The organism is Cyclonatronum sp., from assembly GCF_022565315.1.
In the GTDB taxonomy this organism is placed as follows: domain Bacteria; phylum Bacteroidota; class Rhodothermia; order Balneolales; family Cyclonatronaceae; genus Cyclonatronum.
In genome coordinates this window covers 1-14,925 of the sequence record NZ_JAIUMX010000088.1, presented here as the reverse complement: position 1 = coordinate 14,925, position 14,925 = coordinate 1, and the positions used below count along the sequence as shown (strand labels likewise).

The window sequence follows — 14,925 nt, the reverse complement described above, 5'->3', positions numbered from 1 at the left end:
TTGCTTTGTCTCATTTTGTGGATTTTTGTGATCATTAGCGCGGTTGTGGCTTCGTGTTGGTGATTTTGCCGCATTTTGGGCAATTCAGTACTCACATGCACAGGATTGTGCTGGTTGGTGTGTTTGCCGGTTTCTGGGCAATTCTGTGCTCACAGGCGCAGGGTCGGGTGCTGGTTGGTGCATTTATTTTGAAATGTTCGGGATTACAAGGTTGGCTTTTAGCTTTTAGCTTTTGGCTTTTAGCTTTTGGCTTAAATCTGCCGTTTGCGGTCCGCCGTCTCCCGGTCAACTCCAAACATCCGCGCAAATCCGGCCCGATCCGCAAAATCCGCGGCCCATCATCGCGGCCCGTAAACGCAGAAAGCCCCCGGTGCCGAAGCTCCGGGGGCTGTTTCAGAATTGTGCTGCTGCTTAGAGCTGCTGATCTGCAGCCGGGCCGTCATTTTTCTGCTGCTTCAGCTTGCGCAGTGCGTATGCGCCGCCGGCTGCAAGCAGGATGCCGAGTCCGCTGCCGATCGGGGTTTGGGTCGGCGCACCGGGCAGCTGTGGCGGACCCGGGTTGTTCAGCGGCTGTGCGGGCGGGTTGTCCCGCCATACCTGCTGATCACGGTCCTGTGCCTGTGTTTCAAGGGGGAGGACGAACAGCAGAGCGAGTACAATAAGGCCGGCGAAAGAAGAAAATAATCGGTTCATAGGTAGGGTAGTTTAAAGCGTATAGCTGTGATAAAAAATCGGGTATAAAGGTATTGGCTTGTCCGGGCAATCGCTGACCGCCGCTGGCCCGGGATGAAAGTTTAGGCTGTATCGCCCGTCCCTTCCCCGGCCGGCCGCGGTCTGCGGTCCGCCATCAATCACACTACTTGATTAGCGTCATCTTGCGCGTGAGCACCTGATTGCCGGCTTGCAGGCGGTACAGGTACACGCCGCTGGAAAGCGTTGACGCATCGAAGCTCACGTTATGTACGCCCGCCTGAACAGTGCCGTTTACGAGCACCGCTACCCGCTGACCCTGTACGTTGTACACTTCGAGGCGCACTTCTTCTGAAGCAGGCAGCTCAAAGCGGATCAGGGTGGTGGGGTTGAACGGGTTGGGGTAGTTCTGGCTGAGGGATACCACGCGCGGCAGCTCGCTGCCGATCGGCGCCGAGGTCGGCATTTCGGGATCGATGGTGAGGATGAAGCGCTCGCCGGTGAACATCGGGTGCATGACCGGGGTACCCTCATGCTGGAAGTCGCGGAAGGTCTCGACCTTCGACATCAGCCCCGCAGGTGCTTCCATGATGAAGCTGTAGGATACCGCATCACGCAGGTCAACGACCGTGCCGGTGTGGGTATCGGTAAGGGTGATGGTCCAGTCAGCCGGAATGTTCTCGAAAGCCGGCCATGTGAAGGTAGCCTCCCCGGTGAAGGCATTGCCCTGCACATACGCGCCTGCCGCTATCGGGAAGGTGATGGCCTCTGTGAGATCGAGGGGGAGGGAGTTGACTGCTGTCGGCGTCTCGGATTTCAGCGAATAGGTGAATGCAAAAGTAGTAGAGAGCGGTGACAGGAAGTAGGCATCGCTATTGCTGAATTCAGAAACGTAATTTTCAGCAAACCTGAACCGAGTTGATGAGCTGCGGCCCGCAGCATTGAGTTCAAGGCTGAGCTCCGGCATCATTTCAGGAGTCCCTCTGAAAAGATCTGATATGGAGCCGGAAGCAGTACGTGCACTTGCTTCCGCGCTAAGTTCAAAATTGCTGCTCGTCCCCCTCACCCAAAATGCCTGGAAAGGTGAAATCGATGATGGTGTTCCGGCAGTTCTGTCAAATTCAACATATGCTGCATTTTCCGGGTCGTATAAATAGGCAAAGTTGTTCATATCACCTGTCAGATTCCAGTCACTCGTATTCCAGCGCAGTGCAGCCGGGAAAGGGTTACCAAGCAGGTTCCAGCCTCTGAAGTCTTCGGCTGTCCCGGTTGTGTAGGAAACAGGAAAGTCGAAAGGAAAGGTATTGTTTATGTTCCCCTGCGTGCTAAAGGGTGTTGACCATACAACAGCAGATTCTGAATCATCACGGTCTTTGTTTTGAAACAAGAATGCAAAGAAGCCACGGCCCGCTTCGATAGCATTGCTTGCCGGGGCCGCATACGCGCCGGTTGTTTCATCGTACAGAATCACGCTTGGGGCGCCATTCGTATCATTGGCACCGGGGAAGCCTTGCGTCCATACTTTTCTGAGCAGTGCCCTTTCAGCATTGGTTGGGTTTGAAACATCACCCTCGGAAAAGAGCGCATTTGAAGCAGGTGCGGATAAGGAAACCCAGGCATTATCGAAATCTGTTGGCTCAGAAATAATTCTTTGGAAGTCGATGGCACCATTAACGGTACCTTCGTTGAGCAGAAATCCACCTGATTCCAAAGTCAGGTTACCGTTGGCATTCAATGTTGCTCCGGAGGCAACACTCACCAGCCCTGAAACACTTCGGGGAACACTTATGGTCAAACTCCCGCTGCCCTCTACGGCCACGTTATCCGGTACTTTAGCACCGCTTGTGCCCCAGCCGGAAGCGAGACTGTTAACCTCAAAAAGACCTGTATAGACCAGTGTCGCACCCTCGGCAAAATCCGGAATATCATCTTCGCTTTCAATTCCCCCGCCACCTGCAGTTTGCGCAAGGTAGCCGCCTTGGTTAATGACAAAACGACCGGTAATAGTCGGGCTAATGTTAGGGGCTACTATAGCTACTCCACCGCCAATCTCGAGGTTGGGTATATTGAACTCAGAAGAATTCTGGTCATTGTATGTCCCGTCACCTTCAAAAGTAATTACAGTTTCGCCGTTAACAAAGAAAGCCGTAAATGCATTGTTAATTTGGCCACCATTCTTTACAGTAAGCTTAATTGAGTCCAGCGTCATTAGGGTGTTATTGGTCAAAACCTGAACCGTGAGGTCACTGTTTATCCTCAGACCGCCCTCCTCGCCCAAGCTGTTGTTAATGAGAAAATCAATCTGAATACCGCCTTCTTGTTCATTTGTTACAATTTGATCATCACTCCCGGCAAAAATAACTGTCCTGCCGTTTGCATCAAAACTTCCTTCATTGGTCCAGTTTCCGAGTATGCGCAAATCACCACCTATTTGAGTAGATAGCCGAAGCGTACTTCCAGCACCTATCAGCAGATTGCCACCAATCGTGCGAATAGCTGTATCAGAACCAAAAGAAACAACAGTATCATTATCCTGAAGGGTAACGTTAATTGGGTTTGCCGTATTTCCGGTAGGCCACTCAGTACCAGGATTTACGGTAGCTCCGGTATTATAGCGCAGGGTGGAGCTGCTACCATAAGCCGGCGTATTCGTGATCATAGAGCCGCCGCTGAGCACCGAAAGTGTGCCGTTTACGGTAGAACCCGTTCCCGGATTAACCGCGCCGGAAATATTCAGGTTGTTGAAGGCCAATGTGCCGGTGACGCTTCCTGCGCCTGCAAAGGCTATACTCCCGTCACCGGGGATGAATGTTCCGGAGTTACTGAGAAAGCCACCATCAGAAATCGTAAGCGTTCGCTCGCCTGTTGTGAACTGAAGGGTAGCTCCAGATTCGATTGTAATCGAATTGATGCTGGCATCAACATCAACGGTAACAGTGTGTCCGTTGGCGATGGTTACATCTACCAATACATCATCAGGTACAACGCCTCCAACCCATGTTGCTCCTGTATTCCAATCGCCACTTGTTGCTGATACAATAGAAGGATTGGCTGTAATTTGACTGCCGGTTAGAGCAGCAGTTGTGAGGTAGGCTGTTTCTGTTCCGCTTCCATTATACTCAAAAATCGCGAAGTGATAAGTCGTAATCTGATCAAGACCAGTTAACGTAAATGTATCGCCATTACCCTTGTAGACCACTTTATTGCCTTCACCAACCGGACCAACTTCTGAACCTAAGCTAAAGTTGTTGTTTGCGGTGTAGTCTGTACCGTTTTCGGGGGTAAAACTAACAGGAGCTCCTTCACGTGCGACTACGATTCGATTACTTCCATTTCCGCTTGTCCAGCTTAAATCCATTTGCATGCTCTGGATATTGGAAAATGTGAGATTAGAAGCGTTGGTGGTTGGTGTGGGTTGAAATGCGGATTCAATCTGGAGATTGTTGATTCCAAAATTTTGATCTGAGCCTTGATTCTTACTAAAAAAACGAACTCCGTCGATGTTGGTCACAGTTTGATTACTAAATGTTCCTGTAAAACCATTATCTGAACCAAAGGAGTAAGAATATTGATTGTTCCCTTCGAAAGTGAATTCTAAGGTTAGTGAGGTGTTGGCTTCATATCCTTGGCTCTCAGAAGGTGTGAAGTCGCTACCACCGTCATTTAAAGTCCATCTACTATCACCACCGACAAATTTCAATGTCCAGACAGCAGTCGTGCCATTTAACAAAGAAAGCCCAACCTCGCCATTAATTGTCGGGGTATGACCTATGACCACACTGAACGTATCACCCGGGCGCAATGTCTCAGCGAAACTTCGTGTGGCAGTTACTTCTGCATTTACATTATTTCCACTAAAAAGGCCAAAAGCAGGGTCTCCTATTGCGGTACCACCGATGTAACGCCCTGCGAAACCGCCGGATGGATTTATATTAAAATTCCAGCCTTCAAAACCAAAACCTTCATTTGAACCCTCTGCTGGCAGATCTGATCCGGCAGTATAATTACCTGCATTATCTTCGGCAACTGTAACCTGCCCCATAACCTCCCCCCAGCCCGCTACAAACACAAAGGCAAGCACGAGGGTCAGGATTTTCCCGAAGAGGCGGGGTTTGGGTTGCGGGCTTGTTTGCCCGGCGGGTTCGGCCTGCGGGTGCAGGGGCTGTTTCGTTTGCTGTCGTAGATTTTGTTTCATAAGTGAGCTCCGCTTTTCCGCTGTTGCAGCGGGGTTCGGTTTTGGTTTATTTACTTTTCGGGTTTCTGAGATTCAGTTTCTGATTTAATTGAAAAACATAAATTTAGCCGCACGCGCCTGCAAAAGGGGAGCAGGGCGTTCCAGGTCTGTTACCGGGGTTGTAAGTCAGAGAAACAGCTTCCGCCGCGAAACAGCTTCCGGTTTCCCGGGGCTTTCCGCAAAATGGGGTATTCAGCCTTTTTTCTCTGACAGTCCTCATTTCCGATAATTTTCAAAAATTATTTGTGTTGCTTTTCGTAAGCGCTTACAATCTTGTTTAGTGCGTAATTATACTACTTGTGATTCAAATATAAAAGCCCTTTTCGATGAATGAGGCCTGCTGTTATGTAAAAGATGCCGTCTCGTGATTTCCTGCCTATGTAAGGGCTTGCATATGGGGCAGAAAAGTACGCATCAGGCCGTAAGCGCAGCGCAGGTACACAAGCTGAGCATAAGAGGGCCGGCTGATGCGTGAGACAGGTTTTGCGTCATGTAAGGAGTTCCGGTACGCTACATCTTAAAATAGCAGGTATCTGCGCAAAGACCGCGCGGGACCCTCTTTAAACAGCAAGAGCTGCCGGTCATCGAAATCCCGTCAGCTCTTTTCGGATTATAACTGTAAACTTCTGATCTGATCTGATCAGATCAGATCAGCTTCGGTACCCCATCCCCCCGAAATTAAACCTTGCCCGTGCAAAAACGGGGCATTTGTGGGGGTACGGGCCTGTTCACGCAAAATGAAACAACCATGCCCCGCGTTGAAACCCAAGGCTATGCACGGGTACCGGAAGATTCACCGCGAATTAGCAAGCGACACACTGAAATACTGAAATACTGACATACTGAAAAAAACCTAATCTATCACCGTTTTCAGCTTCGCTGTGAAAGCAGTTGGGTAGTCGAGGTTGTCTTTGGTATCGAAGAAGGGGTTCATTACGGTGAGGCGGATGAGCACAAGCTCGGGGGTGTCGTGCACGGCCTGCCAGCTGCCGGTAAATTCGTCGATCAGGCGGTCGTAGGCCGGGCGCTTGAGCGTGGTTTTGGAGACGTAGAACTCATGGTTTTCCTCCGGGCTGAAGGCCTTGTACACCGCCAGGGTGCGGGCGTTGCTTACGCCGAGGGCCTCGCTTTCGCGGGCAATGCAGAAGGTGATGATGTTGGTTTCGGCATGCGGGAAAATCCGGATGAGCGGGTGCGCCTCACCCAGCATGGCTTCGAGACGGATGCGCGACTGTATGGTGCGCTCCAGAATGCGGCCATAGCCTCCGGCATTAAGGCCGATGGTACGCGCTGTGAGCCAGGTGGAAACGGCACCGGCAGCCGAACGCGATCCTTCGATGGTTTGCGGACCCCGCTCTGCTGTACCCACAAAATTGATATAGGGCGCAATGGATTTTCGGTAGAAGTACTCCCGGCGGGTCTGACACAGGAAGGCGCCGGAGGCATAAGGTACGTAGCCGAGTTTGTGCGGATCGATGGTAACGGAGTTGGCCTCGCGGATGGCGCCCAGCGCACGGCGCATGTTTTCGGAAACAACTTCGGCGCTCATATCGAGCGAGCACAGGAAACCGCCGTAGGCTGCATCCACATGGTGCCAGATATGCCAGCCGCGCAGCTCGCGGTATTCGTCGAGCACGGCCTGCACCTCGTGTATGGGGTCCATCTCGCCAAGCTCGGTAGTACCGGCTACGGAAACAACCATGAGGGGCGGACGCTGCCGCTGACGGCAGTTTTCCAGGGTTTTGCGCAGAGCGGCAACGCACATGCGGCCGTGTTCGTCGGTTTCAACGCCCACGAAGGCTTCTTCACCCAGGCCCATAATATCTACGGCCTTGTTCCAGGAGTAGTGCTTGTTCTCGGGCACGAGCACAACGGGCCCGGCGTAGTCCATATCATAAACCTGATCGAGGTTGCGGATTACGTGCACCGGGTTCCCTTTCAGGATGTGGTAGGGGCGCAGGTCATCGTCATTCAGCTCATATTCGAAGCGGATGCGGTCGTAGTTGTTCCAGCCCATCAGGCATGAATCGAACATATTGAAGGTTTTATCGCCGTATTTCCGGCTGATGGCACCGGCTGCCAGCCACTTGGCAAAGCGGTCGCGGGCACGAAGCGCTCCCTCGAGATTCGCAACCGTGCCGCCTGAGGTGAAATGTCCGGTTCCGGCTTCGGTGCTGTAGCCCACCATAGCGAGCAGCTCGCGCACAGCTTCGTCTTCAATCAGAATCCCCACCCGCGACGACTCACCGGAAATGTTGTTAGGGTTGTACAACAGGGTTACGATATGCCCGATCAGGGCCGGCATGGAGACTTCCGTGATCATGTGCCCGATGTAGCGGGGCGAGAAGCTCGGCACCTCGTTTTGCAGGCGCCGCATCAAAATGCCGACCTGCTTGCGGATGGTTTCGCGGCGCTCCAGAAATTCGGGGGTCGCCATGTCGCTTTCGGAAATCGCGGGGCCGTCGCTGCTGTACAGCGCCTTGCGCCAGTCGAACCAGGCGTCGAAAAGCTCGTCGAGAATTTCCCGCACCCAGGTACTGTTTTCGGCCTGAGGGCCTAAAAAGAAGCTTTTCAGAGCAATGTCGCCGGGTTCGCAGAGGAGGTCATGGGTGATGTGCTCAGAGGCCGGTCCGGCATCTGTGGTATTGAATGAAGTTGGGTTCATGCTAAAAGTCGAATATTCAGAAAAGGATGATGAAAGTAACAAAAAAGACGCCCGGCAGGCTGCACGGCCAAAGGGTCCGCTTCAGTATTTTCTGAAGGGACAGGGACTGACTGAATCAGATTGGATTGAACTGGATTGGATTGGCTGATTGAACTTTCCCTGATGAGCGGCTCAGGCAGGCTGTGCGGGGCGGTCTTTTGTTTAAACAAATAATTTTGATTTAAAATACGACAATAATATTCGATTTAAAAGCATCGTGATTCCGGAAAGGCTTCAGCCCCTTCGTGAGCTTCGTGTTTAAACCCCGGTTCCGGATTTATACCACGAAGCTCGCGAAGGATATCACGAAGGGCACGAAGGTTGGGGAAAGCCTTTATTACATGAACTAAGCCTTTGCTCCTCTGCTTCTTTATGCGAAACTGAATCCGCGAAAATCCGGCCCGGTCAGCCCAATCCGCGTGCCATTACCCAATCGGCCTAAAACTGAAACTGCATCAGGCCGGACATGCCTGAGAAATTACTGCCGAAGTCGTTTATCTCAGCTGAGGCGTTGATCTGAAAGCTGAAGGCGCGTGTCGCCTGATAATTCCATCCCAGAATGAGCAGCTCGGAGCTGCGATTGCGCAGGTCGTATTCGAGGTGATCCCAGCGGGCGAGCAGCTGCGTTTTTTCTGTTAGCTGCACCCCTGCCGTAATGAAAAAGCTGCTTATGGTTTCTTCAGCCCCGTTAAATTCAGCGGCATCAAAGCGGGTTTGGAGTACTTCAAAGGAGCTGAAGAACATACCGCGGTCGTACTGCACGAAACCGCCGTAGAGGTAGCGGTCGCCTTCGGAGGTGAGTCCGCTGCGGCCCACGCGTGCGTTTTCGGTCTGATTGATGAAGCCGCTCACGCCCACGTTCAGGCGGCCATCTTCAATCGGGAAGTGATACGCAAGGCGGCCGGTGTACATGAAGCGGTTGTCGTTTTGCCGGCTGAGGCCCGTGCCGTTGTAAATACCGAAGCGGTAGTTCCAGTTGCCGGGGCTGCCGAGGGCCGTGATCCCGATTTCGCGGGAGTTCATCATGGTGCCCACAAGCCGGGCCCGGTTGATGAAATCGGTTGCGCCCGGGCTCGGGTCGAGGTCGATACTCACAAACGGCTTGAACGCGCCCACCATCACATGAAAATCCGGGCTGAAGCGGTAGCCAACCTGCGCATCGAGTATGGTCGGGGAGTTGCGGAACTCGAGCTGAAAGCGGTACAGGAACTGCTCGTCGAGCTGTCCGCGCACATCAAGCCGCTGAGCCCCGAGGTCAAAGCCGCGGCCGCCGTTGTAGTCATCATCCTGAAAAGAAAAATTCAGCTCGCTTTGCACCAGAAAGCCAACGTTGATGTAGCCGCGCTTGAGCAGCTGCTGCATCTCTTCATAGCGGGGCTCATTTTGGGAATAGGCCTGGAAAGGAAGCATCAGTAAAAAAAAGAAAACAAAACCAATCTGTAGCAGAAATCTCATGATGGGTAATCCTCGGTCGGGTAAATACTAATTTAAGGCTCAGGAATCTGGATGAGGCCTAACTTAAGGAATCAGCCTCAATCTTTCAGTAACTTTCATTACATGCCTGCGATGGGGGTTTAACCTATGCAGCCGAACGATTTATTTTCCGCAGGTGGTTTTGGGTGGCTGCTTCATCCGTCAATTGGTCCTATTGTACTGCTGCAAAGACAGCACTTTGCCAAAAGCTATCATCTTTTCCTTATTTATCATGCATTTTCAGACCTTCACCCTCCGGCACTGCGCATCCTCCTGTATTTTTCTTTTTTCAGCGCTGCTGCTGTTCGCGTTTCTTCCGGAGCAGCTTTCTGCGCAGGCAACCGGCACGCTGAACGGCCGTGTGACCGATGCCCGCACCGGCGAGGCGCTTATCGGGGCAAATGTGGGCATCGAAGGAACGAGCATGGGCGCAAGCACCAACCTCGAGGGCTTTTTCGAAATCCGGAACATTCCGGTTGGGAACTACAATATTATCGCCACTTTTGTGGGCTATGAGCGGGAGCGGCGCATCAACATCCCGGTGCGCTCAACCGGCAACCGCGACATCAACTTCGAGCTGCAGCCCTCCGCCGATGCGCTGGATGAGCTGGTCTTCACCGTTTCGGAACCCTTCCGGGCACCGGTCGAAAATCCGGCTTCCTTCAACCGCCTCTCCCCGGAGGAAATCGCGACCTATCCGGCGGGCAACAGCGATATTGCCAAGGTTGTGCAGTCGCTGCCTGGCGTTTCCGGCTCTGTTACCGGTTTCCGGAATGATGTGATCATCCGCGGCGGGGCGCCCAACGAAAACGTCTATTTTATTGACGGCATCGAAATCCCGACCATCAACCATTTTTCCACACAGGGCAGCGCCGGCGGACCGGTCGGGCTGCTGAATGTGGCCTTTTTTGAGGGCGTTGAGCTGAGCACGAGTGCTTTCGGCGCCCGCTACAGCAATGCCCTCTCGGGCGTGCTGCAATTCAATCAGCGCACCGGCAACGACCGGGAATTCCGTACCAACTTCAGGGTTGGGGCAAGCGAAGCCGGCATAACCGCTGAGGGGCCGCTGTTCCGGGGCGGCGAGCCGACCTCGAACACCACCTTTATCGTGTCGGCCCGGCGGTCGTACCTGCAGCTGCTGTTTCAGCTCATCGACCTGCCCTTCCTGCCCGACTACTGGGACTATCAGTACAAGGTGAACCACCGCATCGATGCCTTCAACGATGTGTACCTCACGGGCGTGGGCTCCATAAACGATTTCCGCATCAACGTACCCGGCGACCTCACTCCAGACCGACAGGCGATTCTGGAGCAAGTACCGGTTATTCGTCAGCGTACGAACACCACCGGCATAGCGTGGCGCAGCCGGCTGCAAAGCGGCAACGGATTCTGGCTGAGCAGTCTGAGCAGCAGCTGGTTCTACAACGACTTCCGCCGTTTCCGCGACAATGAGAATCAGGAAGGCCTTTTTGCGCAAAACACGGCAACGGAATGGCGGCATACGGCGCGCACCGAGCTGCGCTATTTCACCGAAAAAAGCACCTGGAACACCGGCCTCAACTTTCGGGTGAATCAGTTTCAGAACGACTTCTTTGATGACAACACCGGTATTTCGTTCAACGACGGCATCGACTTCGTGAGCTACGGCGGCTTCTTCCAGTGGTCGCGCCCCGTGCTCGACGGCAGGCTCGACCTCACGGCGGGCTTCCGCTTCGACGGCAACACCTTCACCGATACCGGCAACGAGATCTACCGCACCTTCTCGCCGCGCGCTGCGGCAAGCCTTCGCCTCGACGAAAACGGGCAGTGGCGCATGACGGCCTCGGCGGGGCGCTACTTCAAAAAGCCGCCTATGAACCTGCTCGGCTTCCGCGAAGGCGGCGACTTCGTGAACCGCTCGGCCCGCTACATCCGCAGCGATCACCTCACCTACGGCTTTGAGTTCTTCCCCCGAAGCAGCACGCGTTTTGGCATAGAAGGATTTTTGAAACTATATGATGATTACCCCGTGTCGGTGGCTGAGGGCGTGAGTCTGGCCAATCTGGGCGGTGGCTTTGAGGTGCTCGGCAACGAAGCAATTGCCTCCGTTGGCAAGGGGCGCACCTACGGGGTGGAATTCGTGTATCAGCAGAAATTCGAGACCAATTACTACGCCATTCTGGCCTACACCCTGTTTTGGAGCGAGTTCACGGGCATCGAACGGGAGGTTTACCGGCCCTCAAGCTGGGACAGCCGGCACCTGCTCAGCTTCACCGGCGGCTACCGGCTGGGCAGCAACTGGGAGTTCAGCCTGCGCAGCCGCATCATCGGCCGCACGCCCTTCGCCCCGATTGATGAAGCCCGCTCCATTGCCCGCTACCCGGCCTTTGCCTTCGACTTCGACCGCCTCGGCGACGAGCGCCTGAGCCCCTTCAGCGTAACCGACATCCGGATCGACCGCAAGTGGAACTTCAGTACCTTTTCGATGGATGTGTTCCTTGAAATCCAGAATCTCTTTGCCCAAAACACCCCGAGCGAGCCCAGCTACCTGCTGCAGTTCGAAAACGACGAGCCCTTCCTCAAGCGGGTAGATCAGCTCAGCGATTCCTCCATCCTGCCGACCATCGGCATCATCATTGATTTTTAAAAAGAGTGAGGCTCCTTAACGCCTGCTTAAATTCTAAAAAGAAGCCGTCCGCAATTGCAGACGGCTTTTTTTGTGAAGGTCTCGGAGGAAGGGCTTCCGGGCCGGATACTGCCCCGTGGTTTATCCGGTAAGCTGTCCGCGATTTACCGGCGCAAGGGTATAAGTGACGAAGCTGTCAGCTTATTGATTCGGTATCAGTCCTTTTTGGTAGCGCTTTTCTGGAGAAATAGCGTGCATTTCCGGCAATTATTAGCTAACATTCATATTAGAATACGTTGGTAAAATAATATGTATAGCCGCTTCGGGCGGCTGAAAATGCAGCCTGTGCTCATCATCACAAAAGCTGCACAGCAAAAGCGTTCCGGGTTTCAGCGGAAAACGGGAACGGGCCCTGAAACCCCATTCCGAAACACCAAACCCATCCTTCAATGAAAAAGCTGAAGCTCTTTTTTATGCTGCCTGTACTTTTTTTATGTACCGCAGCCACCGCTGAGGCGCAGTCGTTTGCCGTAAAGGCAAATGCCGGCACAACCGGTCTGGGTCTGGAGGCCGCCTACAGGCTTTCTGAACCGGTAAACCTGCGCATTGGGGCGAACTTCCTGAGTGCGTCTTACCTGTACGAAACCGATGCCGACGACGAATATGATCTCGATGCATCCCTGAAACTCGGGCTTATTACAGCCCTGGCCGACTGGCACCCCTTTCGGAACAGCTTCCGGCTCACGGCGGGCCTGGTGTACAACAGCAACACCATCAGCGGAGATCTGCTCCCCAAAAAAAGCTACACCATCGGTGGTGATGTGTACACGCCGGAAGATCTGGGAAGCCTTTCCTCAGAATTCACCTTTAACCCAATTGCGCCCTATCTCGCTCTGGGTTTCGGAAATGCCTTTTCCGGCTCGCGCTTTGGGGTGAACATGGATTTGGGCCTCATTTTCCAGGGTCCGCCGAAGGTTTCACTTGAAGCTGAGGGGCTGCTGTCGCCCTCAGCCGCACAGGCTCCCATCCTCGAAGACAACGTAAGCTGGGCGACCCTTTATCCCGTGCTCACGCTGTCTTTCACTTACCGGATCAACTAAACCGATCCCGGATTCCCGGGCTGCTTAACCACTATTCTTAGTTGGAGATATTATGAAAACGAACATTTTACTTTCCTTAAAGTCAGCCCTTATTCTGGGCATAGCGGTATTCTTGCTATACCTTTCGGGCTGTGATATTACGAACCCGCTCGACGACATCCGGGTAATTCTCAACACCAAAGAGCGGCCAACAACGGTTTCGGTCATCTTCCGCGATTCCCAAACGCGTGAACCTGTGGGCTTTAACGAAGTCAATCAGGTTCAAATCACGCTCGACGGCCGCGACCGGAACCTGCTGATTGATCTGCTTAACCGTGATATTTCGGGTCTAAAACCTGAGCAGGGCTTTGTTTCTTTCGCCATCCGCGACGATGTGATTCCCTCACAAAGCAACCCTGTGCAGTTTGTGATCGTTGCCCGCGCTGAAGGGTACATCACCACTACCCAACCGGTGCTGATTAATCAGCGTGGCTCAAACAACGTCGAAATCATTATGGTAAGGCGGGAAAACCTGCCGCAGGGCGTTAGCGGAGGCACGGCTTCCAACATTGGCACCGCCATACCGGCAACCGGAACGACCACAGAAATCCTGATAGACAGCGGCACGCTTGGGCGGGACATTCCTGCAACAGTGCGCATTCCTGAAGGGACCCTTCTGTTTGGTGCCGGCGGAGAAGCTCTGGGAGGTACGCTTGCATCCGATATCTTTCATTTTAACAGTACGGATGAGCAGTCGCTGCAGAGTTTTCCGGGAGGTTTTTCCGCGCGTATCTCCAATTTCGGGGACCTTGCCGCCGCATCAAGGCAGCCGGCAGCGCTTCTGAACACACAGGATGAAAGCGTGTATTTTACAACAGGCGGGTTCCTCTCCCTTGATATCACCGCTGACGGCGTGCCTGTACGCGCTTTCAGTCAGCCTGTAGATATTTCCATGGAGCTTGATGAAAACGTTTTCAATGAGTCTGGCAGCCCGGTCGAAGCCGGCAGCGAAGTACCCATCTGGAGCTACGACACCGATACGGGTAAATGGACCTTTGAATCGTACGTACAGATTGATGCTGCCAAAAACGGCGGCTTAAGACTCACCTTTCAGGTTCAGCACCTGTCGTGGTGGAACATCGACTGGTACGGTCCGAACTGTGTGTATGGAACGCAGGTTAACCTGCTGAACTCCAATCAGCAGCTGCGCGGCAAGCTGTACCGTACCGACGTTACACCTAACGCCTTCCTCGGCTGGGCACCGAGCCGTACCCTTCCGGGACAACCCAGCTACATACAATTCCTTTACGCTCCGGTCGGTATTCCCGGGCGCCTGGAGCTGTACAACATGGCTGATCAAATGCTGGCTGAAGTCGAATTGCCTGATCTTTGCTCTTCAAGCCCGGTAGATGTAACGCTGAACAACACCACAGAACTCACCATCAACTTCAAAGGCCGGGGCCTTTGCACCGATAACGATGACATCGAAGTGCGACCCAACCTGCCGGTGGTGTACCGGCCGGCCTCAGGCGGAACCTGGCTGCAGGCAGGCAATCTGGTGGATGGGGAAATCAGCATCTCATTCCCGGCACCCGGCATATACATTTTTGGAGCCTGGTACGAAGGAGAGTGGTATGAATACGAACTAAATCTCACCAATTACAAAGATGGCGACTTGTTCGAGCAGGATATAGAACTTCCCCAAAGTGTTTGTGATGATTTGTGAGCAGGCTCAGCTTGGAGTCTTATCAATCCTATTCAGTAAACCACGCGGGGAGGTTAACCGGATCCCCTCACGAATTTGCGAAGAGCTTTATTTAATCTCAAAAAAGGAAAACGTATAAAGCATTTATGCTATGGCAGTACCTCATGCAGCTTAATCAACTCCGGCACTGCCAGTTGCCCGATAATCGAGTAGGAGGAAAGGGATTAATTCCCTTTCCGTCCTCTCACACCACCCTGCATACCGTTCGGTACAGGGCGGTTCTTTAAGTTTTGATTCGAACTTTTTGATAATGATCTGACAAAAACACGTAACCCGACTGCCGAAGTCTATCTGTAGTGATGGTGGTGCTGAGGATGAAGCTGTTAGCAATGTGCCAGTAGCTTTTCCTCGTGTTTGCCCATTCCCAAGCTTTGG

Annotated in this window: 7 protein-coding genes; 3 read left to right on the top strand and 4 right to left on the bottom strand. The window is 53.2% G+C overall.

Going from position 1 to position 14,925, the window contains the following annotated elements:
* Window positions 1-411: 411 nt before the first annotated feature.
* The 4 genes from LAT75_RS12185 to LAT75_RS12170 all read right to left on the bottom strand — a co-directional run bounded on the left by LAT75_RS12185 (window position 412) and on the right by LAT75_RS12170 (window position 9,083).
* Complete coding sequence (locus LAT75_RS12185) at window positions 412-693, bottom strand: PID-CTERM protein-sorting domain-containing protein (protein WP_291482946.1); 282 nt, start codon at window positions 691-693, stop codon at window positions 412-414.
* Window positions 694-856: 163 nt separating this feature from the next.
* Window positions 857-4,771, bottom strand: coding sequence for a T9SS type A sorting domain-containing protein (locus tag LAT75_RS12180; protein WP_291482945.1), 3,915 nt, complete (start codon window positions 4,769-4,771; stop codon window positions 857-859).
* A 1,006-nt stretch (window positions 4,772-5,777) separates the two neighbouring features.
* Window positions 5,778-7,589 (bottom strand): pyridoxal-dependent decarboxylase, encoded by a 1,812-nt coding sequence (locus LAT75_RS12175; RefSeq protein WP_291482944.1) that lies wholly within the window; start codon window positions 7,587-7,589, stop codon window positions 5,778-5,780.
* Between the two features lie 477 nt (window positions 7,590-8,066).
* On the bottom strand, window positions 8,067-9,083 hold the full coding sequence (locus LAT75_RS12170; protein WP_291482943.1) for a porin: 1,017 nt from the start codon (window positions 9,081-9,083) through the stop codon (window positions 8,067-8,069).
* Window positions 9,084-9,333: 250 nt separating this feature from the next.
* Between LAT75_RS12170 and LAT75_RS12165 the strand changes: the two genes are divergently transcribed.
* The 3 genes from LAT75_RS12165 (at window position 9,334) to LAT75_RS12155 (ending at window position 14,511) form a co-directional block, all read left to right on the top strand.
* Window positions 9,334-11,727 (top strand): TonB-dependent receptor, encoded by a 2,394-nt coding sequence (locus LAT75_RS12165; RefSeq protein WP_291482942.1) that lies wholly within the window; start codon window positions 9,334-9,336, stop codon window positions 11,725-11,727.
* 428 nt (window positions 11,728-12,155) lie between these two features.
* The gene (locus LAT75_RS12160) at window positions 12,156-12,806 is read left to right on the top strand and encodes a hypothetical protein (protein ID WP_291482941.1); all 651 of its coding nucleotides are present in this window, start codon (window positions 12,156-12,158) and stop codon (window positions 12,804-12,806) included.
* Between the two features lie 52 nt (window positions 12,807-12,858).
* Entirely contained in the window at window positions 12,859-14,511 is a 1,653-nt protein-coding gene (locus LAT75_RS12155; protein ID WP_291482940.1) for a hypothetical protein, read from the top strand.
* Window positions 14,512-14,925: the final 414 nt, after the last annotated feature.